The sequence below is a fragment of the Paracoccus sp. KKT209 genome (assembly GCF_055635455.1).
In genome coordinates, this window is sequence record NZ_CM145758.1 from 2,579,993 (window position 1) to 2,602,997 (window position 23,005).

The 23,005-nt window shown below is 65.6% G+C and carries 19 protein-coding genes; 7 read left to right on the top strand and 12 right to left on the bottom strand.

Annotated features, from left to right (window positions below; genetic code table 11):
- Positions 1-6: 6 nt before the first annotated feature.
- From ACZ2G3_RS12745 to ACZ2G3_RS12770, 6 genes are all read left to right on the top strand, one after another.
- Positions 7-354 (top strand): DUF2849 domain-containing protein, encoded by a 348-nt coding sequence (locus tag ACZ2G3_RS12745; RefSeq protein WP_419270528.1) that lies wholly within the window; start codon positions 7-9, stop codon positions 352-354.
- Entirely contained in the window at positions 347-2,005 is a 1,659-nt protein-coding gene (locus ACZ2G3_RS12750; RefSeq protein ID WP_470396405.1) for a nitrite/sulfite reductase, read from the top strand. Before ACZ2G3_RS12745 ends, ACZ2G3_RS12750 begins: the two co-directional genes overlap by 8 nt.
- The gene (locus ACZ2G3_RS12755; protein WP_111301778.1) at positions 1,998-2,729 is read left to right on the top strand and encodes a phosphoadenylyl-sulfate reductase; all 732 of its coding nucleotides are present in this window, start codon (positions 1,998-2,000) and stop codon (positions 2,727-2,729) included. Before ACZ2G3_RS12750 ends, ACZ2G3_RS12755 begins: the two co-directional genes overlap by 8 nt.
- Positions 2,726-3,112, top strand: coding sequence for a DUF934 domain-containing protein (locus ACZ2G3_RS12760; protein WP_419270525.1), 387 nt, complete (start codon positions 2,726-2,728; stop codon positions 3,110-3,112). The genes ACZ2G3_RS12755 and ACZ2G3_RS12760 overlap by 4 nt, the downstream gene beginning before the upstream one ends.
- Before the next feature lie 48 nt (positions 3,113-3,160).
- Positions 3,161-3,994: a ferredoxin--NADP reductase gene (locus tag ACZ2G3_RS12765; protein WP_470396406.1), complete on the top strand. Its 834-nt coding sequence runs from the start codon at positions 3,161-3,163 to the stop codon at positions 3,992-3,994.
- 313 nt (positions 3,995-4,307) lie between these two features.
- Positions 4,308-6,527 carry an OmpA family protein gene (locus ACZ2G3_RS12770; protein WP_470396407.1) on the top strand — a complete coding sequence of 740 codons (2,220 nt, stop codon included), beginning with the start codon at positions 4,308-4,310 and terminating at the stop codon, positions 6,525-6,527.
- 81 nt (positions 6,528-6,608) lie between these two features.
- Here ACZ2G3_RS12770 and ACZ2G3_RS12775 read toward each other — a convergent pair whose 3' ends face one another.
- Positions 6,609-8,474 carry an ABC transporter ATP-binding protein gene (locus ACZ2G3_RS12775; protein WP_470396408.1) on the bottom strand — a complete coding sequence of 622 codons (1,866 nt, stop codon included), beginning with the start codon at positions 8,472-8,474 and terminating at the stop codon, positions 6,609-6,611.
- A 162-nt stretch (positions 8,475-8,636) separates the two neighbouring features.
- On the opposite strand from ACZ2G3_RS12775, the gene ACZ2G3_RS12780 reads away from it, so the two are divergent.
- Positions 8,637-9,137, top strand: coding sequence for a ferritin-like domain-containing protein (locus ACZ2G3_RS12780; protein WP_111301783.1), 501 nt, complete (start codon positions 8,637-8,639; stop codon positions 9,135-9,137).
- 69 nt (positions 9,138-9,206) lie between these two features.
- Here ACZ2G3_RS12780 and ACZ2G3_RS12785 read toward each other — a convergent pair whose 3' ends face one another.
- The 11 genes from ACZ2G3_RS12785 to rpoC form a co-directional block, all read right to left on the bottom strand.
- Entirely contained in the window at positions 9,207-10,781 is a 1,575-nt protein-coding gene (locus ACZ2G3_RS12785) for a GMC family oxidoreductase (protein WP_470396409.1), read from the bottom strand.
- Between the two features lie 13 nt (positions 10,782-10,794).
- Positions 10,795-11,316, bottom strand: coding sequence for a Twin-arginine translocation pathway signal (locus tag ACZ2G3_RS12790; RefSeq protein ID WP_470396410.1), 522 nt, complete (start codon positions 11,314-11,316; stop codon positions 10,795-10,797).
- Positions 11,317-11,374: 58 nt separating this feature from the next.
- Complete coding sequence (locus ACZ2G3_RS12795) at positions 11,375-11,770, bottom strand: VOC family protein (RefSeq protein WP_470396411.1); 396 nt, start codon at positions 11,768-11,770, stop codon at positions 11,375-11,377.
- 91 nt (positions 11,771-11,861) lie between these two features.
- On the bottom strand, positions 11,862-12,152 hold the full coding sequence (locus tag ACZ2G3_RS12800; RefSeq protein WP_419270712.1) for a ribbon-helix-helix domain-containing protein: 291 nt from the start codon (positions 12,150-12,152) through the stop codon (positions 11,862-11,864).
- Positions 12,153-12,332: 180 nt separating this feature from the next.
- Positions 12,333-13,508 (bottom strand): elongation factor Tu, encoded by a 1,176-nt coding sequence (gene tuf / locus ACZ2G3_RS12805; RefSeq protein ID WP_458478505.1) that lies wholly within the window; start codon positions 13,506-13,508, stop codon positions 12,333-12,335.
- A gap of 60 nt (positions 13,509-13,568) precedes the next feature.
- On the bottom strand, positions 13,569-15,692 hold the full coding sequence (gene fusA / locus ACZ2G3_RS12810) for an elongation factor G (protein WP_470396412.1): 2,124 nt from the start codon (positions 15,690-15,692) through the stop codon (positions 13,569-13,571).
- A gap of 18 nt (positions 15,693-15,710) precedes the next feature.
- Positions 15,711-16,181 carry a 30S ribosomal protein S7 gene (gene rpsG / locus ACZ2G3_RS12815; protein ID WP_111302052.1) on the bottom strand — a complete coding sequence of 157 codons (471 nt, stop codon included), beginning with the start codon at positions 16,179-16,181 and terminating at the stop codon, positions 15,711-15,713.
- A 12-nt stretch (positions 16,182-16,193) separates the two neighbouring features.
- Entirely contained in the window at positions 16,194-16,520 is a 327-nt protein-coding gene (rpsL, locus tag ACZ2G3_RS12820) for a 30S ribosomal protein S12 (RefSeq protein ID WP_470396413.1), read from the bottom strand.
- A complete protein-coding gene (locus tag ACZ2G3_RS12825; RefSeq protein ID WP_470396414.1) occupies positions 16,414-17,646 on the bottom strand; it encodes a glycosyltransferase in 1,233 nt (410 codons plus the stop codon). Before ACZ2G3_RS12825 ends, rpsL begins: the two co-directional genes overlap by 107 nt.
- The gene (locus tag ACZ2G3_RS12830; protein ID WP_470396415.1) at positions 17,646-18,584 is read right to left on the bottom strand and encodes a DMT family transporter; all 939 of its coding nucleotides are present in this window, start codon (positions 18,582-18,584) and stop codon (positions 17,646-17,648) included. Before ACZ2G3_RS12830 ends, ACZ2G3_RS12825 begins: the two co-directional genes overlap by 1 nt.
- Positions 18,585-18,737: 153 nt before the next feature.
- Complete coding sequence (rpoC, locus tag ACZ2G3_RS12835) at positions 18,738-22,994, bottom strand: DNA-directed RNA polymerase subunit beta' (RefSeq protein WP_470396416.1); 4,257 nt, start codon at positions 22,992-22,994, stop codon at positions 18,738-18,740.
- Positions 22,995-23,005: the final 11 nt, after the last annotated feature.

Sequence of the window (23,005 nt, forward strand, 5' to 3'; positions counted from 1 at the left end):
CGCACCATGAGCAAAGCGTTCACCCCGACGGCTGCAAAGCCCGGAGTCATCACTGCGAACGATCTGCGCGAAGGACATAACGTCTGGATGTGCGACGAGGGCTGGACCCCGGACCCGCGCAAGGCAACCCTGTTCGAGGACGATGCCATCGCCGAACTGGCGCTGCTGAAGGCCATCGGTCAGGCGGACCTGGTCGTCGGGCCCTATCTGATCGAGGCCCGGCGCGGCCCCAACGGCCCCGAGCCGACCCATTTCCGCGAGGCCTTCCGCCAGCGCGGCCCGTCCAACTATTTCCACGGCATCCAGGTTGATCGGCAAGCCGAGACCCAGAAGACGGAAACTACCCATGTTTGATGTTCGCCCTGTCGAGACCGACTATGTGCGCCACCGTGCGGACCAGTTCCGCGCCCAGGTCGAACGACGCCTGGACGGCAGCCTGACGGAAGAGGAATTCCGCCCCCTGCGCCTGATGAACGGCGTCTATCTGCAGCTGCATGCCTACATGCTGCGGGTGGCCATTCCCTATGGCACGATCAGCCCCGACCAGATGCGCACGCTGGCCCTGCTGGCCCAGAAATGGGACAAGGGCTATGGCCATTTCACCACGCGCCAGAACATCCAGTACAACTGGCCCAAGCTGGTGGACATCCCCGATATGCTGGACGCGCTGGCCGCCGTCGGCATGCACGCGATCCAGACCAGCGGCAACACGATCCGCAACGTGACCACCGACGCCTTTGCCGGCGCGGCCTTTGACGAGGCGGCCGATCCGCGCCCCTATGCCGAACTGCTGCGCAGCTGGTCCACCGACCATGCGGAATTCCAGTTCCTGCCGCGCAAGTTCAAGATCGCCATTTCCGGCGGCAAGAAGGACCGCGCCGTCATCGCGGCCCATGACATCGGCCTGCGCCTGGTCGAACAAGACGGCAAGACCGGATTCGAGGTCTGGATCGGCGGCGGCCTGGGCCGCACGCCCCTTCTGGGCCAGGTGGTCCGCGACTTCCTGCCCGAAGAGGACCTGCTGCCCTATGTCGAGGCGATCATCGCGACCTACAACCTGTCCGGCCGCCGCGACAACAAGTACAAGGCCCGCATCAAGATCACCGTGATGGAGCGCGGCATGGACACCATGCGCGCCGAGATAGAGGAAGAATTCCTGGCGCGCCGCCGCGACTTCAACGGCGCCGACCGCGAGGCGCTGGCGATCTTCAAGGACCGCTTCCGCGCGCCGGCCTTCCGCAATGCGCCGGTGGACGGCTATGAGGCCGAGCGTGCCGCGAACCCCGGCTTCCGCAGCTGGACGGACACGAACCTGCATGCCCATCGCATCGACGGCTATGCCAGCGCCATCGTGACGCTGAAGGCGCCGGGCCAGACGCCGGGCGATGCCAGCGCCGAACAGATGCGCCTGCTGGCCGACCTGGCCGAGCGCTACGGCCACCACGACCTGCGGATCATGCACGACCAGAACGTGGCGCTGCCGCATGTCCACAAGTCGGACCTGCCGGCCCTTTATGCCGCGCTGCGCGATGCGGGGCTGGCCACGGCCAATGCCGGCCTGACCAGCGACATCATCGCCTGCCCCGGCATGGACTATTGCGCACTGGCCACCGCGCGTTCGATCCCCATCGCCGAGGAGATCGCCGACCACTTCCGCTCGGTCGGGCTGGAAGAGGAAATCGGCAACCTGAACATCCGCATCTCGGGCTGCATCAACGCCTGCGGCCACCACCACCTGGGCCATATCGGCATCCTGGGGCTGGACCGGGCAGGTGTGGAAAACTACCAGATCACGCTTGGCGGCGATGCCTATGACATCCCGGCCATCGGCCAACGCGCGGGTGCGGGTTTTCCCGCCGAAGAGGTCGTGCCCGCCATCGACCGGCTGCTGCGCGCCTATCTGGAGGTCCGGGCCGACGCGTCCGAGCGTTTCATCGACGCCTATCGGCGGCTTGGCCCTGCGCCGTTCAAGGCGGCGCTTTATCCGGAACCGGCCCATGCTTGACGGCAACCTGGACACACGCGCGGAGCGGTTGAACGACCGCTACCGCCACCATGCCGCCATCGAGGTGCTGCGCCGCGCCGTCACCGACCCCGACCTGGGACGGGTGTCGCTGGTATCGTCCTTCGGGGCGGAATCCGTGGTGCTGCTGCACATGGTCAGCCTGGTCGCGCCGGGCCTGCCGGTGCTGTTCATCGACACGCAGATGCTGTTTCCCGAGACGCTGGACTATCAGCGCCAGGTCGCGGCCAAGCTGGGCCTGACAAATGTGCAGGTCATCACCGCCAGCGACGAGGAAATCGCCCGCAACGATCCCGACGGGACGCTGCACAAGGTGAACCCCGACGCCTGCTGCGATTTCCGCAAGACCGTGCCGCTGGAGCGCGTGTTGTCGGGCTATGACGCCTGGATCACCGGGCGCAAGCGGTTCCAGAACGGCCAGCGCGCCGCCCTGGAGTTCTTCGAACCCGAGCCGCCGACCCGGCTGCGCGTCAACCCCCTAGCGCACTGGCGCCCCGAGGACGTGCAGGATTACATGGTCGAGAACGCCCTGCCCCGGCACCCGCTGGTGGCGCAGGGCTATCCGTCCATCGGCTGCGCGCCCTGCACCTCGAAGGTCGCCCCCGGCGAGGATCCCCGCGCGGGACGCTGGCGCGGCCGCGAAAAGTCCGAATGCGGCATTCACTTCATTGGCGGACGCATCGTCCGCGGAAAGGTTCCGGCATGAGCACGCAGCTGAACAGCGAAGCCATCCTGGCCCGCGACGACGGCTTTCACCCGCTGGACACCGAGGCCGAGGTCACCTTGGCCCCGGACACCGCCCCGGACCAGCTGGTCGACCACCTGCACCGCAACCTGGTCGCGATCGATTTTCCCTCCTTCAGCGACGGGAGGGGCTTTTCGCTGGCCCGCCGGCTGCGCGAACTGGGCTATACCGGACGCCTGCGGGCGACGGGGCGGTTGATTGCCGACCAATATGCCATGGCGCGCCGCGTCGGCTTTGACGAGGTTCAGGTCGCCGCCGACATCGCCGCGCGCCAGCCCCAGGAGCAGTGGCTGGCCCGCGCGGACTGGAAGGCCTGGGACCATCGCGCCGCCCTTGCGGGCTGAGGGCTTTCGCCCCCCCGCCCCATCGACTAGAAGACACGAGGAATTCTCATGACGCTGGACCTGCCCGTGACCGACGCCGGCCCTAAGAAGGTGCTTCCCGACGCCCAGACCGTGACCTCGGTCACGCACTGGACCGACAGCCTGTTCTCGTTCCGGGTGACGCGCCCGGCCTCGCTGCGCTTCCGTTCCGGCGAGTTCGTGATGATCGGCCTGCCCGACGACAACGGCAAGCCGATCCTGCGCGCCTATTCCATCGCCTCGCCCAACTGGGACGAAGAGCTGGAATTCTACTCGATCAAGGTGCCGGACGGGCCGCTGACCTCGCGCCTGCAGCACATCAAGCCGGGCGACAACATCATCCTGCGCCCCAAGCCGGTGGGAACGCTGGTCCTGGACGCCTTGCTGCCCGGCAAGCGGCTGTGGTTCCTGGCGACCGGCACCGGTATCGCGCCCTTCGCCTCGCTGATGCGCGACCCCGAGACCTATGAGCGCTATGAGCAGGTGATCATGATGCACACCTGCCGCACCGCCGAGGAACTGACCTATGGGGCCGAGCTGGTGCAGAACCTGCGCAACGACCCGCTGCTGAGCGAGCTTTACGGCGAGGATTTCGCCAAGCGCCTCCTCTATTACCCCACCACCACGCGCGAGGACTCGCCGCTGATGGGGCGGATCACCGACAACATCGCCTCGGGCAAGGTGCTGGCCGATCTGGGCCTGCCGCCCTTCTCTCCCGAGACGGATCGCGCGATGATCTGCGGCAGCCTGGCCTTCAACGTGGACGTGAAGGCCGTGCTGGAAAACCTGGGGCTGCGCGAGGGCGCCAATTCCGAGCCGAAGGAATTCGTGGTCGAGAAAGCATTTGTCGGCGAGGGCGTCTGACCTTCCGGAGGCAAGGACGTCCTGCCGAAAATCTTTGAGAACCTGAGAAAGGGGCGGACCCGCATCCGCCCCTTTTGCATTTTCACGTTTGTCGCCAGAAGTCCGTGGGCCCAAGATCACGTCTGGTTTCCGGCAGGATGTGATCGTCGGCAGCCCCTCCCCGGGTCGGGTTGTACGGCGCTTCTGGTCGTCCAGATCCGGCCGAATGGCGCGGGGCATCACGAAGTGGTCACGGTCTTTTGGGGAACCCTTTCCACAAGTGCCTGTTAAACAGCCAAAGATGGACCACGTCCCACGCCATAAGGAGTCTCCCATGCGCCGGATCATCCACAACACCACGGCCCTTGCCGCCTGCCTGTCGCTGCTGGCGCCGCAACTGGCCATGGCCGAGCTCTCTCTGCCCGAACAATCCGCCCGTCAGCCGGGACAGCAACCCCTGATCCTCGCTCAGGCGACGACGCCTGACGAGGCTACCGATCCTGCCGATCCGCTGCTGCTGCCCGAAGGTGAGCCGGTGGAAGAGGCCCAGGACGAAGCCGCTGCCGATGGAGGGGAGGCGACCGCGGAGGAAACCGAGGCTGCCGCCGACGGAGCCGAGGCCGAGGCGCTGCAGGCAGACGACGCGGCGATGACCGAGGAAACCGGCGCGGCAGAGGCCCCCGAGGCCGAGATGCAGGACGAGACCAGCGAGTTGGAAGCCGCTCTGGCTGCCGAGGAGGCGGCAAATGCCTCTGTCGAAGCCGAAGCCCCCGCGGAGGCGGAAGCTGAGGCGGAAACCGGAGCTGAGGCTGAGGCCGCCCCTGCAGCTGAAGCTGCTGCCGCCCCGGAGGCTGCTGCCCAAGCCGACGCAGATAGTACAGTCGAGGATCAGGTCGAAGCTCAGACTGAGCTGCCGGAGGAGCCGGTCAGTTCCGCCGCACCCCAGCGCAAGCCGCAGACGCCCGAGTCCGCAGCAGCGCCCGAGGCGGTGACAGAGACCGAGGCCGCCACCGAAGAACCCGCTGCGGAAGTTGATGCGCCCGTTCAGGAGGAGGCACCCGCAGCCGCCGAAACAGAAGCCTCGGCTGAACCCGAAGCCGAAGCGGAGACATTGGCTGCACCGGAAGCGGAAGCAGAGGTTGCCGCCCAAGCCGAAGCCGCATCGGGCGACAGCCTGCGCTTGGCGCAGGGCGATCTTCAACAGCGCCGCGCAGGTGAGATGCCGCGCTTGGCCGAGGTTCTGGCCGACGAGGTGGCGGGGGGCCTGACCCTCGCTTCGCTGACCTGCCTTGCGGGCGGTACCATGCCTTGTGCCAACGGCGGTCGCGCCAGCACCCCGCGCGGTGTGGTGGTCGAGCGCAACGAGCGCGGCGCACTGCGCTTGGCCCCTGTTGAGGCGCAGATGTACCGCGTGAACAACAAGGGCGAGCTGGTGGTCCGCGCCGCCGAGGAGAACAGCCGCGAGACGGAGGCATCCCGCGAGGCGGCCCAAGCGTCCGAGCCGGTGTCGGCGGCCGCGCTGGATGCTGCTGAAGGCACAGGCGAGGTGACCCAGCAGCAGGTGACCGAGGAAACCGCGCGGTCCTCTTCGGAAGATTTCGCGACCAACCTGCGTGATGCCCTGGCGGGCGCCACCGGCCAGACCACGCAAGCCCAAGCCGACAGCGGGGACGATAACGACAGCAATGACCTAACCCGCGCGCTGCTGCTGGGCCTGGGTGCCGTGGCGGTCGGGTCGATGCTGAACAACAACCGTCAGGTCGCCCTCAGCACGCCGGATCGCGTTGTCGTGACCCGGGCCGATGGCAGCCAGGAGGTCATCAAGGATGAGGTCGCGCTGCTGCGCCAGCCGGGTTCGACCGTGACCACCGAAAACTTCGACGACGGCTCGTCGCGCACCATCGTCACCCGCGAGGATGGCAGCCGCGTCGTGACGATCCGCGACGCCGACCTGCGGGTGCTGCGCCGGACGCTGGTTTCGGCGGATGGAACCACGACCCAGTTGATCGACGACACCGCCGACGTGCAGCCGGTGGATGTCCGCCAGCTGCCGGCTCCTGCCGAGGTCCAGACCGGCACCGCCCCGCTGGACGAGGATGCGCTGCGCGCCGCTTTGCAGCGGGAGGCGAACGTGGATCGCCGCTTCACCCTGTCGCAGATCCGCAACATTCCCGAGGTGCGGGCCCTGGTGGCACCGGTGAACATCGATGCGATCACCTTCGAGACCGGCTCGGCCGCGATCCGTCCCGACCAGGCACAGCAGCTGCAGTCGCTGGGCCGGGTGCTGCAGGACGCGATCACCCAGAACTCGCGAGAGATCTTCATGATCGAGGGTCACACCGACACGGTCGGCTCGGATGCCTACAACCTGGCCCTGTCGGACCGTCGCGCCGAGTCGGTGGCCCTGGCCCTGACCGAATACTTTGACGTGCCGCCGGAAAATCTGGTGACACAGGGCTATGGCGAGCAGTTCCCGCGCATCCGCGCCGAAGGCGACATCCGCGAGAACCGTCGCGCCTCGGTTCGCCGGATCAGCGACCTGCTGGCCCAGTGATCGGGATATCCTGAACCGAGACGGCCCCGGCGCAATGCCGGGGCCGTTTGCATGTCATCCTCATGGCCACCCGTTCGCCTGTCAGGCCGTTTCCTGCAACTGATCGTCGGCTGCCAGAAATCCGCCCGACTGGCGCTGCCACAACCGCGCGTAAAGTCCACCCCGCAACAGCAGTTCGGAATGGGTGCCCTGCTCCACGATCCGACCCTGATCCATCACCACCAGCCGATCCATCGCGGCGATGGTGGACAGGCGATGGGCGATCGCGATCACCGTCTTGCCCTGCATCAGCGCGTCCAGTCGCGACTGGATCGCCGCCTCGACCTCGCTGTCCAGCGCGCTGGTCGCCTCGTCCAGGATCAGGATCGGCGCATCCTTCAGCGCCACGCGCGCGATGGCGATGCGCTGGCGCTGGCCACCCGACAGCTTGACCCCGCGTTCGCCCACATGCGCGTCCAGTCCGCGCCGCCCCTGGCTGTCCGACAGATCGGGCACGAAACCGTCGGCCTCGGCCATGCGCAGGGCGGCCTGGATCTGATCCTCGGTCGCGTCGGGCCGGCCATAGGCGATGTTCTCGCGCACGGAGCGGTGCAGCAGCGAACTGTCCTGCGTCACCACGCCGATCGCCGCGCGCAGGCTGTCCTGGGTGACGCGCCCGATCTCCTGCCCGTCGATGGTGATGCGCCCGCCCTCGATGTCGTGGAACCGCAGCAGCAGGTTGATCAGCGTCGATTTCCCCGCGCCCGAGCGGCCCACCAACCCCACCCGCTCGCCCGGTTTCAGGTGCAGCGTCAGGTCGTCCAGCACCGCCATGGGCTGCGCGCCCTCCATCCCGCCATAGCGGAAGGTCACGCGGTCGAAATGCACCGCACCGGGACCGGGGCGCAGCGGCACCGCGTCCGGCGCATCGCGCACCTCGCGTGGCAGGGCGAGGCTGGTGATGCCGTCCCGCACGGTGCCGATATTCTCGAACAGCGCGGCAAATTCCCACATGATCCAATGGGCCATGTTGTTCAGCCGCAGCGCCAGCGGCACCGCGATGGCCACCGCGCCCACCGCGATCTGGTCCTGCGTCCAGAGCCACAGCCCCAGCCCCGCGACCGACACTACCAGCCAGACATTGATCAGGTTCAGCGTGATGTCCTGGATGCTGGACAGGCGCATCTGGCTGTAGACGGTCTGCAGGAACCGGTCCATGCCGTGGCGCATCCAGCGTTCTTCCCGGTCGGAATGCGAGAACAGCTTGACTGTCGCGATGTTGGTATAGCTGTCGACGATCCGGCCCGTCATGCCGCTGCGGGCATCGGCCTGCGCCTGCGCCACGCGGCCAAGCCGGGGCACGATCTGCCACAGCATGACCCCGTAGGAGATTGCCCAGAGCAGGAAGGGCACCGCCAGCCGCCAATCCTGGCTGGCCGCCAGCGCCAGTGCGCCTAGGAAGTAGATCAGGACATAGCTGCCCACGTCCATGATCTTCATCGCGACCTCGCGCACCGCCAGCGAGGTCTGCATCAGGCGCTGCGCGATCCGGCCCGCGAATTCATCCTGGAAATAGCCCACCGACTGGCGCAGCAGATAGCGATGCGCCTGCCAGCGGATTCGCTGTGGGAAATTGCCCATCAGCGACTGGTGGAGGATCAGCGTGCTGACCAGGTTCAGCAGCGGCATCACGACCAGGAGCACCCCGGCCATGATCGCGATCCGCGGGCCCTCCTGTGCCCAGAACAGGTCGCGCGGCGTGTCGGACAGGCGGTCGATCATCTCGCCCAGCCAGCCGAACAGCATCACCTCGATGACGGCGATCAGGCCGGAACCGATGGCCAGCGCCACCAGCCAGGGCAGCGCGCCCCGGCTGTAATGCAGGACGAAACGCCACAGCGACCGCGGCGGCATCGCGGGCGGCTGGTCGGGATAGGGGTCGATGCGACGCTCGAACCAGGCGAACATGGCGCTGCCTCATGCTGGGAACCGGAAGGGAGACGAAGTGCTCACCCGCCCCTGCCCCAGAGTCAAGCCGCGCGGCCGTGATCTTTCGGCCGCCTTGGAACGGCGGCGGCAGATCGGCGTTGAAGAGACAGCAAATCCAACACCCAACGAAAAGGCGTCCCGATGACCATCAATTCGCTCAAAGACCTCTATGTGGACCAACTGAAGGACCTCTATTCGGCCTGCAAGCAGTCCATGCCCGTTGTCACCGAAATGGGCCGCGCCGCCACCTCGCGCGAGCTATCCGAGGCTCTGATTGCTGGCAACCAGGGCATCGCCCGTGGGATGGAAACGCTGGCGCAACTGTGCAGCAACCATGGCGTCGATCCGACCGGCGAACATTGCAAGGGCATGGAAGGCCTGGTGGCCGAGGCGCGCAAGCATGGGCTTGAGACGCAGTACGGCGACGACGACACCCGTGACGCCTCGATCATCACCCAGTACCAGCGCCTGACCCATTACGCGATTGCCGGCTATGGCTGCGTGCGCAGCTTTGCCAACCGTCTTGGCCTGGACGAGGATGGCGCGGCCCTGCAGGAATGCCTGGACCACACCCGCGACGGCGACAAGCACATGACCCGCATCGCCGAAGGCGGCGTGAACCAGGCTGCGGCAGAGGGCTGATACCCCCGCCCCTGCGGGATGGCAGATGAATTAGAAGGGCCGGCAGCATTCGCTGCCGGCCCTTCGCATTTACAGGTTCCCGGCCGACATCTCGCGGGCGATATGGTCGGCTTGGCGGATCGCCAGCGCCACGATGGTCAGCGTGGGGTTTTCCGACGCGCCGGTGGTGAACTGGCTGCCATCGGACACGAACAGGTTGGCGATGTCATGCGTCTGCCCCCACCGGTTCACGACGCCATCCTGGGCCTTTTCCGACATGCGGTTGGTGCCCAGGTTGTGGGTCGAGGGATAGGGCGGGGTCGGCAGCGTGCGCGTCGCCCCCACCGCCTTGTAGAGTGCCTGGCCCTGCGCATAGGCATGGTTGCGCATGGCCACGTCGTTCGGATGGTCGCTGAAATCGACATTCGCCACCTTCAGGCCGAACTTGTCCTCGACATCCGACAAGGTGACCCGATTGGTTTCCTGCGGCATGTCCTCGCCCACGATCCACAGGCCGGCCGTGTATTCATAGGCGTCCAGCGCGGTGGTGAATTCGCGGCCCCAGCTGCCCGGATCCAGGAAGGCGGCCATGAAGGGCAGGCCCAGGGACAGCGTCTCCAGCTCGTAACCGCCGACGAAACCGCGCGACGGATCGTGGCGCGCCTCGTCCTGGATGATGCCGGCCATGGTCGTGCCCCGCCACATCCGCACGGGCTTTTCAAAGGTCGCATAGACCGACCCCGTCGTGTGCCGCATGTAGTTGCGACCGACCTGCCCCGAGCTGTTGGCCAGCCCGTCCGGGAACATGCTGCTGGCCGAATTCAGCAGCAGGCGGGGGCTTTCAAAGCTGTTGCCCGCCACCGCCACGATCCGGGCGGCCTGCATCTGCAAATTGCCGTCCTTGTCGAAATACTCGACGCCGGTCACGCGGCCTTGGTCGTTGTGCAGGATGCGCGCGACATGGGAATGGTCACGCACCTCCAGGTTGCCGGTCGCCTCGCCCTTGGGGATGTCGGTATAGGCGGCCGACCACTTGGCGCCCCATTTGCAGCCCTGAAAACAAAAGCCGGTCTGCTGGCAGGCCGGGCGGTCGTCGTAATCGGCGCTGTTGATCGCCATCTTGCCGGTATGGACCTCCTTGTAGCCGATCGCGCGGGCGCCGGCCTCGAAGACCTTGAAGTTGTTGTTCCCCGGCAGCCCGGCCCGGTCGCCGGTGCGGGTCACGCCCAGCTTGGTCTCGGCCTTCTCATACCATAGGGCCATCTCGGCCGCGTCGATGGGCCAGTCCAGCAGGTTCGCCCCCTCCACCGCGCCATAAGTGGTCAGGGCCTTCCATTCATGCTCCTGAAAGCGGATCGAGGCGCCGGCCCAATGGGTTGTCGTGCCGCCGACCGCCTTCACGATCCAGGCCGGAAGCCCGCTGAAGTCCTTGGCGACCCGCCAGTCGCCGCTGGTCGTGCGCGGATCGGTCCAGGCAAGCTGGCCAAAGCTCTCCCATTCGTCGTTGATGTAATCCTCGGGCAGGTAACGCCCGCCGGCCTCCAGGGCCACGACCTTGACGCCCTTCTGCGCCAGTTCGTTGGCCAGGACGCCGCCGCCCGCCCCGGTGCCGATGATGACGACCACATTATTGTCGCTCAGATCGAATTTTGCTGCTGTTGCCATGGTCCGAGCCTCCTTACAGCCAGTCGATGTCGTCGAAGCCGCGGTCGATGTAACCGCCTTGAGAGAAGCTCTCACCCTCGTAGCCGAAGATCGGCCAGACCTCTTTCTGGTTGTAGAGGCCCGTCACCAAGCCGCCCCTGACCGTCTGGAAGAAGGCGCTGTCCTCGACGCTGCGCAGGATCGCGACCCGGTCATCCTCCCAACCGGCCGCAAGATAGTTGTCGAACCCCGCAGCCTGTGCCGCGGCATCCAGCGCGGCGACACCTTCCGCGACCATGGCCTTGCTGTCCTGGCTGTCATAGCCCTTGACCGCGATGGCGTAAAAGCGGTCGCCGACACGGTCATGCGGATAGATGTCGCGGGCCATCTGCAGCAGCGTTGCCATCTCGTGTTCGCTGATCGCGGTGACCTCGACCGCCCAGGCCGCGTCGGGCGCGGCGACAAAGCCGGCACCCGCCACTGCCAAGGCTCCGGCCGCCACGGCGCGCGACAACAGCGCACGCCGGGTCAGCCCCTGTTTCTTCAGTTGGGACATGGTTCCTCCTCCCTGTTATGCCCGTGCCGCCCCCTCCCCCAAGGGATCGACAAGGGAATTACTTGTAGCGGCCGCCCCGCTGCAGGACCTCGATCTCGTAGCCGTCGGGGTCCTTGATGAAGAAAAAGCGCGCGATCACCTCGCCGCCCGGCGCGAAATCCACCAGCTTGCGCGGCGCCAGGCCAGCCGCCGTCAGATTGGCATGCAGGGTATCGACATCCTGAACCGAGAAGGCGACGTGGCCATAGCCATCGCCTAGGTCATAGGGCTCGGTCCGCCCCTTGTTGACCGTCAGCTCCAGCTCGGTCTCGCTCTCGTCATTGGCAAGGTAGATCAGCGTGAAGCTGTCGAAATCCAGCCGCTCGACGACCTTCAACCCAAAGCAGCGGTCATAGAATTCGACCGAGCGCGCCTCGTCCAGGACGCGGATCATCGAGTGGATGTACTTGGCCATCGGGGCCTCCCTTGCTTGCCTTATGGATCAAGCCTAGGAAATCGCGCGAGCGGCCGGGTAGTATCAGATTACTACAGGCGCAATTTTCCGATCACTCGGCCGCGATGGCCGCTGGCATGACGTCCTCTTCGCCCAGATGGATCGTGCAGGCGCAGCGCAGAAGCGAAGTGAAGTTGCGCGCCTCGCCATGCAGCTCCAGCACCTCGGCATGCAGCTTGGAGATGAAGGCCGGCGTGGTGACACCCTCGCGCGCCGCAATGCGGTCCAGGATATGCCAGAAGGCGCGCTCCAGCCGGATCGAGGTCGACTGCCCGTTCAGGCGCAGGCGCCGTGTCACGGTCTCGTAGCGATCCGGGTGCTGCCCCGCAAAGATCTGGCACATCAGCTTGATCTCACCCTGTCCTGAGATCCCAGTGTCGCTGGAACCGGGCCGCCGGTCAACGCGACTTTTGGTCATGGCCACATAGCAAAAGAGCCGCCCTGAAGGGCGGCTCTCGATGCGGCATTCCATAGGATCAGTCGGCTTTGCTGCTGCAACCGCCGGGGCGGCGCAGCGGGATCATCACTCGATGATCTTGGAGACGACGCCTGCGCCGACGGTGCGGCCGCCTTCGCGGATGGCGAAGCGCAGCTTCTCTTCCATGGCGATCGGGGCGATCAACTCGACCTCGAACTTCAGGTTGTCGCCCGGCATCACCATCTCGGTGCCTTCCGGCAGGCGGACGGTCCCGGTCACGTCCGTGGTGCGGAAGTAGAACTGCGGGCGGTAGTTCGCGAAGAACGGCGTGTGACGGCCGCCTTCTTCCTTGGTCAGGATATAGGCCTCGGCCTCGAACTTGGTGTGCGGGTTCACCGACTTGGGCTTGCACAGCACCTGGCCGCGCTCGACGCCGTCGCGGTCGATGCCGCGCAGCAGCACGCCCACGTTGTCGCCGGCCTCACCGCGGTCCAGCAGCTTGCGGAACATCTCGACGCCCGTGCAGGTGGTCTTGCGGGTGTCGCGGATGCCCACGATCTCCAGTTCGTCGCCCACGTTGACGGCGCCACGCTCGATGCGGCCGGTCACCACGGTGCCGCGGCCCGAGATCGAGAACACGTCCTCGATCGGCATCAGGAAGGGCTGGTCCACGGCACGCTCGGGCGTCGGGATGTATTCGTCGACGGCGGCGATCAGCGCGCGGATCGAGTTCTCGCCGATCTCGGGATCGCGGCCTTCCATCGCGGCCAGCGCCGAACCCTTGATGATCGGGATGTCGTCGCCCGGATAGTCGTAGGACGACAGAAGCTCGCGGACTTCCATCTCGACCAGTTCCAGCAGCTCTTCGTCATCCACCTGGTCGACCTTGTTCAGGTAGACGACCATGTAGGGGATGCCCACCTGGCGACCCAGCAGGATGTGCTCGCGCGTCTGCGGCATCGGGCCGTCGGCGGCGTTCACGACCAGGATCGCGCCGTCCATCTGGGCGGCACCGGTGATCATGTTCTTCACGTAGTCGGCGTGGCCCGGGCAGTCCACGTGCGCATAGTGGCGCGACTCGGACTCGTATTCCACATGCGCGGTCGAGATCGTGATCCCGCGGGCCTTCTCTTCGGGCGCGCCGTCGATCTGGTCATAGGCGCGGAATTCGCCGAAATACTTCGTGATCGCAGCCGTCAGCGTCGTCTTGCCGTGGTCAACGTGACCGATGGTCCCGATGTTGACGTGCGGTTTCGTCCGTTCAAACTTTGCCTTTGCCATGGAATGGCTCCTTGTTCGTCAATGCAGGTAAAGTGGCGGGGCCGAGGCCCCGCCGCAAGATCACGCGTATTTCTTCTGGATCTCGTCAGAGATGTTCTGCGGCACGGCCTCGTAGTGGTCGAACTGCATCGAGAACACGGCCCGGCCCGACGACATCGAACGCAGGTTGTTGATGTAGCCGAACATGTTTGCCAGCGGCACGAAGGCGTCGATGACGTTCGCGTTGCCGCGGCTGTCCTGGCCACGCACCATGCCGCGACGGCTGGTCAGGTCGCCGATGATCGAACCGGTGTATTCCTCCGGCGTCACCACCTCGACCTTCATGATCGGCTCCAGCAGCTTGGCGCCGGCCTTGCGCAGGCCTTCGCGCATCGCGGCGCGGGCCGCGATCTCGAATGCCAGCACCGAGGAGTCGACGTCGTGGAACGCGCCATCCGTCAGGGCGACCTTGAAGTCGATCACCGGGAAGCCGGCCAGCGGGCCCGAGTCCATCACCGACTTGATGCCCTTTTCGACACCCGGGATGTATTCCTTTGGCACCGCACCGCCCACGATCTTGCTTTCGAACGAATAGCCTTCGCCCGGCTCGGTCGGGGTGATCGTCAGCTTCACGCGCGCGAACTGGCCGGTACCACCGGTCTGCTTCTTGTGCGTGTAGTCGATGTCGGCTTGGGTCGAGATCGTTTCACGATAGGCCACCTGCGGCGCACCGATGTTCGCCTCGACCTTGAATTCGCGCTTCATGCGGTCGACAAGGATGTCGAGGTGAAGTTCGCCCATGCCCTTCATGATCGTCTGGCCCGACTCGATGTCGGTCTCGACGCGGAAGGACGGGTCCTCGGCCGACAGGCGCTGAAGGGCCAAGCCCATCTTCTCCTGGTCGGCCTTCGACTTGGGCTCGACGGCGATCTCGATCACCGGCTCGGGGAAGGTCATCGTTTCCAGAACGACGGGGCTGGCGGGATCGCACAGCGTGTCGCCCGTGGTCGTGTCCTTCAGACCGGCCAGCGCGATGATGTCACCTGCAAAGGCTTCCTCGATTTCCTCGCGGTTGATCGAGTGCATCATCATCATGCGACCGACGCGCTCGCGCTTGCCTTTGGTGGCGTTCAGCATCTGATCGCCCTTCTTCATCACGCCCGAATAGATGCGCGTGAAGGTCAGCGAGCCGACGAAGGGGTCGTTCATGATCTTGAAGGCCAGGCCCGAGAAGGGCTGGCTGTCATCGGCACGACGCTCGATGTTGCGCGTCTCGCTCTCGTCGCCCGGCGTGAAACCCATGTAGGCGGGCACGTCCAGCGGCGAGGGCAGGAAGTCGATGACCGAGTTCAGCAGCGGCTGCACGCCCTTGTTCTTGAACGCGGAGCCGGCGGTGACCGGGAAGAAGGACAGCGACAGCGTGCCCTTGCGGATCAGACCGCGCAGGGTGGCTTCGTCGGGCTCGGTGCCGTCCAGGTAGGCTTCCATCGCGGTGTCGTCCTGCTCGACGGCCAGCTCGATCAGGTTCGAGCGCCACTCGTCTGCCAGGTCCTTCAGGTCGTCGCGGATCGGCTGACGGATCCAGCTGGCGCCAAGGTCTTCACCCTGCCACACCCACTCTTCCATCTTGATCAGGTCGACGATGCCTTCCAGCTTGTCCTCGGCGCCGATCGGGAATGCGATCGGGCAGGGAATGCCGCCGGTGCGGTCCTTGATCATGCGGACGCAGTTGAAGAAGTCCGCGCCGATCTTGTCCATCTTGTTGACGAAGACGATCCGCGGAACCTTGTAGCGGTCGGCCTGGCGCCAGACAGTCTCGGTCTGCGGCTCGACGCCGGCGTTGGCGTCCAGCAGGCAGATCGCGCCGTCCAGAACAGCCAGCGAACGCTCGACTTCGATGGTGAAGTCGACGTGGCCCGGCGTGTCGATGATGTTGAAGCGGTACTTGGTGTCCGAAGTCCCCTCGGTGGTGGGGTCTTCCTGGCGCTGCCAGAACGTGGTGGTCGCGGCAGACGTGATCGTGATGCCGCGCTCCTGCTCTTGCTCCATCCAGTCCATGGTCGCGGCGCCATCATGCACTTCGCCGATCTTGTGCGACTTGCCGGTGTAGAAAAGGATGCGCTCGGTCGTCGTCGTTTTCCCGGCATCGATGTGGGCCATGATGCCGAAGTTGCGATAACGCGGAAGCTGATATTCGCGTGCCATGGGTCGGATCCTTTCGCCTTACCAGCGGTAGTGGCTGAACGCCTTGTTGGCGTCGGCCATCTTGTGCGTGTCTTCGCGCTTCTTCACGGCGGTGCCGCGGCCGTTGACGGCATCGGACAGCTCGCCCGCCAGGCGCTCTTCCATCGTGTTCTCGTTGCGCTTGGCGGCGGCCGTGATCAGCCAGCGGATGGCCAGCGCCTCGCGGCGGGTCGGGCGAACCTCGACGGGGACCTGGTAGGTGGCACCACCGACGCGGCGCGAACGCACCTCGACCGAGGGTTTCACGTTTTCCAGCGCCTCGTGGAAGACTTCGATCGGCTCGCGCTTCAGGCGGGTCTGCACGCGCTCCAGCGCGCTGTAGACGATCCGCTCGGCGGTCGATTTCTTGCCGTCAACCATCAGGTTGTTCATGAATTTGGTCAGCACGCGATCGCCAAATTTGGCGTCGGGCAGGACTTCGCGCTTTTCAGCGGCGTGACGACGGGACATTGATGCCTCTCCTTACTTCGGACGCTTCGCGCCGTATTTCGAACGACGCTGGCGACGATCCTTGACGCCCTGGGTATCCAGCACACCGCGCAGGATGTGGTAACGGACACCCGGAAGGTCTTTCACACGGCCGCCGCGGATCAGCACGACGCTGTGTTCCTGCAGGTTGTGCTTTTCGCCCGGAATGTAGGAGATGACCTCGAAGCCATTCGTCAGGCGGACCTTGGCCACCTTACGCATAGCGGAGTTCGGTTTCTTCGGCGTCGTGGTGTAGACGCGCGTGCAGACGCCGCGCTTCTGCGGGCAGCCCTGAAGGTGCTGCGACTTCGAGCGCTGCACTTTCGGCTGCCGCGGTTTGCGGATCAGCTGTTGGATCGTCGGCATTCGGTTCCCCGTCTTGCTCTGTCAATACTCGCAACCGATCTGGTTGCGCCGCTTCTCGACGGCATCTTGCGCGAATCGCAAAATACCAAGCCCGTCCGGCCCAAAAGGGGCTGACGGGCGTAATTCCAGAGGATCGGGGCGATTCGGCCCGGATCGTGACCTCACAGGTTCTGGTTCCCGAAACGGTTTCCCGCCGGGTAGCGGGGCTATAAGGGGAATCCCGGATGCTGTCAACCTGGCGCCCCTGCACCCCCCGGTGCCCGTCCGTCAGCCAAGCCGCGCCGCCAGCTCGCTCAGCGCCGCCCGGGTCACGCCAAAGCGCTGGCGCAGCAGCCGGTTCAGCGTCGCCTCCTCCGGCTGCCAGGGAACCCGGCCCCATGTCCCCCGAGTCGCTGTCGCCGTGGATCGACCGGAGGAACATCAGCGGCCTGTTGACCTGCACGCAGGGCATCCATTGCGCCAGTTGGGCATGGTTGTAGTTCAGCGCGGTTTCGGGTGCGTCGGGGGAAAGGAAGATCGTCAGCGCGACCCCCATATTGTGGCAAAGGCGCGGGGTGATCTTCAACTGCCCCTCCTTGACCTCGATCATCAGGCCGCGCCCATAGTCCAGCGCCAGCTTGCCTTCGGACTTCCACAGCGCCTTCACCTTGCGGAAATCGCGCCGGGTCTCGGCCACGTAATCCACGGCCACCGCGTCGTCGTCGTCATGCCGGAAATGGCCGATCACCTCGGCCGAAGGGTCGACATGCGGCGCCACGGCGGCGCGGCAGGCCTGCAGGTGGAACTCCATCGGCGGCACCAGCTCCAGCCGCAACTGGGGCAGCTGCCGGCACAGCTCGTGCAGCCGGCCCAGCCATGGCTCGGGCAGGTCCGGGCCGGTCATCACCACCAGCGTAAAGTCAGGGTCCGTCTGCGCCTGCCATCCCGGCAAAGCGACGGTCGTGAACCACTGCCAACGGCGTTCCAGGCGATCAGGGTCGTAAAGATAGGCGCGCCGCGCCTCGATCGTCTCATGTTCGACCTGGTAGCCCCGCAGCCCCAGATAGGAAAAGCGGCACAGTCCCAGCATCTGCACCCGCATCAGCGTCGCCGCCCCAGTTGAGCCTCGCGCCAGATCGTGTAGATGCCTGCCCCGATCACCAGCCCGGATCCCACCCATGTCCACAGGTCGGGCCAGTCGCCGAACACCACCAGCCCCAGAAGGATCGCCGCCAGCAGCGAGGTATAGCGGAAGGGCGCGACGGCCGAGATCTCTCCGACCCGCATGGCGGCGACCGCGCTGATATAGCCCACCGTCAGAAAGCTGCCGCTGAGGATCAGCAGCAGGACGTGCTGCAGGTCGGGCATGATCCAGCCCTGCGCCAGGCTGAGAAGGAAGCCTGTCAGCGTCACCAGGACCGCGGCGTAGAAGGCGATGGTGGTGGAACTGACCTCGCGCCCGAACTGCCGCGTGGCCAGGTCCCGCAGCGCGACCATCAGCATCGCGGCCAGCGCCACAAGCGACCAGATCCCGAAGGTGCCGCTCCCCGGCCGCAGGATGATCAACACCCCCGCCATGCCGACGCCCACCGCGATCAGCCGCCGCCAGCCGAGCGTTTCCTTGAAGAACAGCGCCGCGCCCAGCATGACCACCAGCGGCAGCGACTGCATGACGGCGGTCAGGTCGCCGATGGCCATGCGCTGCAGGGCGTTCAGGAACAGCAGCGTGGATGCCACCTCGCCCACCAGCCTCAGGATCATGGGCATGCGCGCGCGGCGGTCGATGCGCCACTGCAGCCCGCCGCTGCGCGAGGCCAGCACGACCAGCGCCGCCATCACGAAAAGCCCCCGCAGGGTGATCGCCTGATAGAGCGGCATGTCCTGCGTCACGAACTTGATGACCGCGTCGTTGCAGGAAAACCCCATCATAGACAGCGTCATCAGCCCCGCCCCGCGCAGATTGTCCCCCGGCTGCAGGGGCTGCGTCTGGATGGAGGCGGGCCGGACCCGGCGAGAGGGAGAGATCAGGGGCGTGCGCATGAGGGGGAACGGCCTTGGATGCTTCCCCCGAAGGGTTAGGCCCCGGCCCTGCCCCAGGCAAGCGTCAAGATTCACGTCCTGCAAGAATGTGGGGCCCTCATGCAGAAAGGCCCGGCTTGGGGGCCGGGCCTTTCACAGGTCGTGCGGGTCGGATCACTCCTCGCCGTTGGTCTCCGGCAGATCGGCGATCGCGCTGTCGGTCATCGTCTCGGGTGCCGTGGTGCCCATGGTGGGCTCGGGCGCGGCCAGGGCGGCAGCCGCCTCGGCCTCGGCCCGACGGGCCTCGATCACCTCGGCATCCCGCTCGGTCGCGATGCGGCGCACGCGGCTGGTCGCGCCACCGGTGCCGGCCGGGATCAGGCGGCCGACGATGACGTTCTCCTTGAGGCCGACAAGCTTGTCGCGCTTGCCCTGAACGGCCGCCTCGGTCAGCACCCGCGTCGTTTCCTGGAACGAGGCCGCCGAGATGAAGCTGCGGGTCTGCAGCGAAGCCTTGGTGATGCCCAGCAGCACCGGCTCGCCCGAGGCCCTGCGGCCCCCGCGCGCTTCGATCTTGGCGTTCTCTTCCTCGAACTCGTCGCGCTCCACGTGCTCGCCCTTCAGCAGCGTGGTGTCGCCGCTGTCTAGGATCTCGATCTTCTGCAGCATCTGGCGAACGATTACCTCGATGTGCTTGTCGTTGATCTTCACGCCCTGCAGTCGATAGACGTCCTGCACCTCGTCGATGAGATAGTCGGCCAAGGCCTCGATCCCCATGATGCGCAGGATGTCATGCGGCGCCGGGTTGCCGTCCATGATGTAGTCACCCTTCTGCACGAAGTCGCCTTCCTGCACCGGGATGTGCTTGCCCTTGGGCACCATGTACTCGACCGGAGCGACGCCTTCCTCGGCGGCCTCGATGCTGATGCGGCGCTTGTTCTTGTAGTCCTTGCCGAACCGCACATAGCCGTCGATTTCCGCGATGATCGCGTGATCCTTGGGACGACGGGCCTCGAACAGTTCCGCCACGCGGGGAAGACCGCCGGTGATGTCCTTGGTCCGGGCGCCTTCCCGCGGAATGCGCGCCACCACGTCGCCCGGGCGGATCTCCTGGCCGTCCTCGACCGACAGCACGGCATCCACCGACATCGGATAGCTGACCGGGTTGCCCTGGTCGTTGCGCACCGGTTCGCCGCTGGCGTCCATGATGATGATCTCGGGCTTGAGGTCGTTGCCCTTGGGCGCCGACCGCCAGTCGGTCACGATCTTCTGGGTCATGCCGGTCGCATCGTCGGTCTCGTCGCGGACCGAGATCCCCGACATCAGGTCGACGAACTTGGCCGTGCCGCCCTTCTCCGCGATGATCGGCAGGGTATAGGGGTCCCATTCGAACAGCTTGGCGCCGCGGATGACGCGCTCGCCTTCCTTCACGAACAGCTTCGAGCCGTAGAACAGCTTGTGGCTGGCGCGTTCCTGCCCCTGGTCGTCCATGACGATCAGCTGCATGTTGCGCGACATCACGACCTGCTCGCCATTGGCGTTGGCCAGGATGCTTTCGTTGCGGAACTGGACCGTGCCCTCGTGCGAGGCGGCCTGGAACGACTGCTGGCCACCCTGCGCGATGCCGCCGATGTGGAAGGTCCGCATCGTCAGCTGCGTGCCGGGTTCGCCGATCGACTGCGCGGCGATGATGCCGACAGCCTCGCCGATGTTGACCAGCGTGCCGCGGGCCAGGTCGCGGCCATAGCACAGCGCGCAGATCCCGTCCTCGGATTCGCAGGTCAGGGCCGACCGGATGCGCACGGACTGCACGCCCGCCACCTCGATGGCGTCGGCCTTGCGTTCGTCGATCACCTCGTTGGCGCGGATGATGATCTCGTCCTCGCCCGGAACCAGCACGTCTTCGGCGGCGGTCCGGCCCAGAACGCGCTCGCTCAGCGGGCTGATGACCTCGCCGTCGTTGACCGCGGCCGAGGCCGTGATCGCGCGTTCGGTGCCACAGTCGTGCTCGCGGATGATGCAGTCCTGGGCCACGTCGACCAGGCGACGGGTCAGGTAACCCGAGTTCGCCGTCTTCAACGCGGTGTCCGACAGACCCTTCCGGGCGCCGTGGGTCGAGTTGAAGTATTCAAGAACGGTCAGACCTTCCTTGAAATTCGAGATGATGGGCGTCTCGATGATCTCGCCGGAGGGCTTGGCCATCAGGCCGCGCATGCCGCCCAGCTGCTTCATCTGGTTGACTGAGCCACGGGCGCCCGAATGCGCCATCATGTAGACTGAGTTCGGCTCCATTTCGGCGCCCTTCTCGTCCCGCTTGCTGGACGAGATGGTGGACATCATGGCCTCGGTCACGCGGTCGTTGCACTTCGACCAGGCGTCCACGACCTTGTTGTACTTCTCGCCCTGGGTGATCAGGCCGTCCAGGTACTGCTGCTCGAATTCCTTGACCTGGTCCTGGACCTCCTCGACGATCGACCACTTGTTGTCGGGCACGACCATGTCGTCCTTGCCAAAGCTGATGCCGGCACGGAAAGCCTCCTTGAAGCCAAGGCCCATGATCTGGTCGCAGAAGATCACCGATTCCTTCTGGCCGCAGTAGCGGTAGACGGTGTCGATGACGTGCTGCACGTCCTTCTTGCGCAGCAGGCGGTTCACCAGCTCGAAGGGCGCCTTGGCGTTCATCGGCAGGATCGCACCGACCCGCATCCGGCCCGGCGTGGTCTCGTAGCGCTTGAGGACCTCGTTGCCGTTCTCGTCGATCTGCTTGATGCGCGCGGTGATCTTGGCGTGCAGATGCACCTCGCCCGCGGCCAGGGCGTGCTCGACCTCGTCCACATTGGCAAAGGCCATGCCCTCGCCCTTCATGCCCTCACGCATCATCGTGACGTAATAGATGCCCAGAACCATGTCCTGCGACGGCACGATGATCGGCGCGCCGTTGGCGGGCGACAGCACGTTGTTCGTCGACATCATCAGGACGCGCGCTTCCAGCTGCGCTTCCAGCGACAGCGGAACGTGCACGGCCATCTGGTCGCCGTCGAAGTCGGCGTTGAAGGCCGAACAGACCAGCGGGTGCAGCTGGATCGCCTTGCCCTCGATCAGGATCGGCTCGAAGGCTTGGATACCAAGACGGTGCAGCGTGGGCGCCCGGTTCAGCAGGACCGGGTGCTCGCGGATGACCTCGTCCAGGATGTCCCAAACCTCGGGACGCTCCTTCTCGACCAGCTTCTTGGCCTGCTTGACGGTGCTGGACAGACCCTTCGCCTCAAGCCGTGAGTAGATGAACGGCTTGAACAGCTCCAGGGCCATCTTCTTGGGCAGGCCGCACTGGTGCAGCTTCAGTTCGGGGCCGGTCACGATGACCGAACGACCCGAGAAGTCGACGCGCTTGCCCAGAAGGTTCTGGCGGAAGCGGCCCTGCTTGCCCTTCAGCATGTCCGACAGCGACTTCAGCGGGCGACGGTTGTTGCCCGTGATGACGCGGCCGCGACGGCCGTTGTCGAACAGCGCATCGACCGATTCCTGCAGCATCCGCTTTTCGTTGCGGACGATGATGTCGGGCGCACGCAGCTCGATCAGCCGCTTGAGGCGGTTGTTCCGGTTGATCACCCGGCGATAGAGGTCGTTCAGGTCCGAGGTCGCGAAGCGGCCGCCGTCCAGCGGGACCAGCGGGCGCAGTTCCGGCGGGATGACCGGGATCACGGTCAGGACCATCCATTCCGGCCGGTTGCCCGATTCCAGGAAGCTCTCGACGATCTTCAGGCGCTTGATGATCTTCTTGGGCTTCAGTTCGCCGGTGGCGGCCTTCAGGTCCTCGCGCAGCTGGTCGGCGGTCGCCGCCAGGTCGATATTGGCCAGCATCGCGCGGATGGCTTCCGCACCGATATCCGCCTGGAAGGCGTCGGCGCCAAAGTTGTCCTGCGCGTCCAGGTACTCTTCCTCGGACAGAAGCTGGCCATAGGTCAGGTCGGTCAGACCCGGCTCGATGACGACATAGTTCTCGAAGTAGAGGATCCGCTCTAGGTCCCGCAGCGTCATGTCCAGCATCAGGCCGATGCGCGACGGCAGCGACTTCAGGAACCAGATATGCGCGACGGGCGCTGCCAGTTCGATATGGCCCATCCGCTCGCGGCGGACCTTTTGCAGGGTCACTTCTACGCCGCATTTCTCGCAGACCAGGCCGCGATACTTCATGCGCTTGTACTTGCCGCAGAGGCACTCATAGTCCTTGATCGGACCAAAGATGCGCGCGCAGAACAGGCCGTCACGCTCGGGCTTGAACGTGCGATAGTTGATCGTCTCGGGCTTCTTCACCTCGCCGAAGGACCAAGCCAGAATTTCTTCGGGCGAGGCCAGCGAGATCTTGATTTCATTGAACTGCCGCGGCGGGGCCAGCGGGTTCAGGGGGTTGGTGGCGAGTTCCTGGTTCATTCTCAATTCCT

What these genes read in the sequence shown, in the direction of transcription:
- ACZ2G3_RS12745 (WP_419270528.1), top strand. Translation starts at nt 7, where the DNA reads ATGAGCAAAGCGTTCACCCCGACGGCTGCAAAGCCCGGAGTCATCACT.
- ACZ2G3_RS12750 (WP_470396405.1), top strand. Translation starts at nt 347, where the DNA reads ATGTTTGATGTTCGCCCTGTCGAGACCGACTATGTGCGCCACCGTGCG.
- ACZ2G3_RS12755 (WP_111301778.1), top strand. Translation starts at nt 1,998, where the DNA reads ATGCTTGACGGCAACCTGGACACACGCGCGGAGCGGTTGAACGACCGC.
- ACZ2G3_RS12760 (WP_419270525.1), top strand. Translation starts at nt 2,726, where the DNA reads ATGAGCACGCAGCTGAACAGCGAAGCCATCCTGGCCCGCGACGACGGC.
- ACZ2G3_RS12765 (WP_470396406.1), top strand. Translation starts at nt 3,161, where the DNA reads ATGACGCTGGACCTGCCCGTGACCGACGCCGGCCCTAAGAAGGTGCTT.
- ACZ2G3_RS12770 (WP_470396407.1), top strand. Translation starts at nt 4,308, where the DNA reads ATGCGCCGGATCATCCACAACACCACGGCCCTTGCCGCCTGCCTGTCG.
- ACZ2G3_RS12775 (WP_470396408.1), bottom strand. Translation starts at nt 8,474, where the DNA reads ATGTTCGCCTGGTTCGAGCGTCGCATCGACCCCTATCCCGACCAGCCG.
- ACZ2G3_RS12780 (WP_111301783.1), top strand. Translation starts at nt 8,637, where the DNA reads ATGACCATCAATTCGCTCAAAGACCTCTATGTGGACCAACTGAAGGAC.
- ACZ2G3_RS12785 (WP_470396409.1), bottom strand. Translation starts at nt 10,781, where the DNA reads ATGGCAACAGCAGCAAAATTCGATCTGAGCGACAATAATGTGGTCGTC.
- ACZ2G3_RS12790 (WP_470396410.1), bottom strand. Translation starts at nt 11,316, where the DNA reads ATGTCCCAACTGAAGAAACAGGGGCTGACCCGGCGTGCGCTGTTGTCG.
- ACZ2G3_RS12795 (WP_470396411.1), bottom strand. Translation starts at nt 11,770, where the DNA reads ATGGCCAAGTACATCCACTCGATGATCCGCGTCCTGGACGAGGCGCGC.
- ACZ2G3_RS12800 (WP_419270712.1), bottom strand. Translation starts at nt 12,152, where the DNA reads ATGTGCCAGATCTTTGCGGGGCAGCACCCGGATCGCTACGAGACCGTG.
- tuf (WP_458478505.1), bottom strand. Translation starts at nt 13,508, where the DNA reads ATGGCAAAGGCAAAGTTTGAACGGACGAAACCGCACGTCAACATCGGG.
- fusA (WP_470396412.1), bottom strand. Translation starts at nt 15,692, where the DNA reads ATGGCACGCGAATATCAGCTTCCGCGTTATCGCAACTTCGGCATCATG.
- rpsG (WP_111302052.1), bottom strand. Translation starts at nt 16,181, where the DNA reads ATGTCCCGTCGTCACGCCGCTGAAAAGCGCGAAGTCCTGCCCGACGCC.
- ACZ2G3_RS12825 (WP_470396414.1), bottom strand. Translation starts at nt 17,646, where the DNA reads ATGCGGGTGCAGATGCTGGGACTGTGCCGCTTTTCCTATCTGGGGCTG.
- ACZ2G3_RS12830 (WP_470396415.1), bottom strand. Translation starts at nt 18,584, where the DNA reads ATGCGCACGCCCCTGATCTCTCCCTCTCGCCGGGTCCGGCCCGCCTCC.
- rpoC (WP_470396416.1), bottom strand. Translation starts at nt 22,994, where the DNA reads ATGAACCAGGAACTCGCCACCAACCCCCTGAACCCGCTGGCCCCGCCG.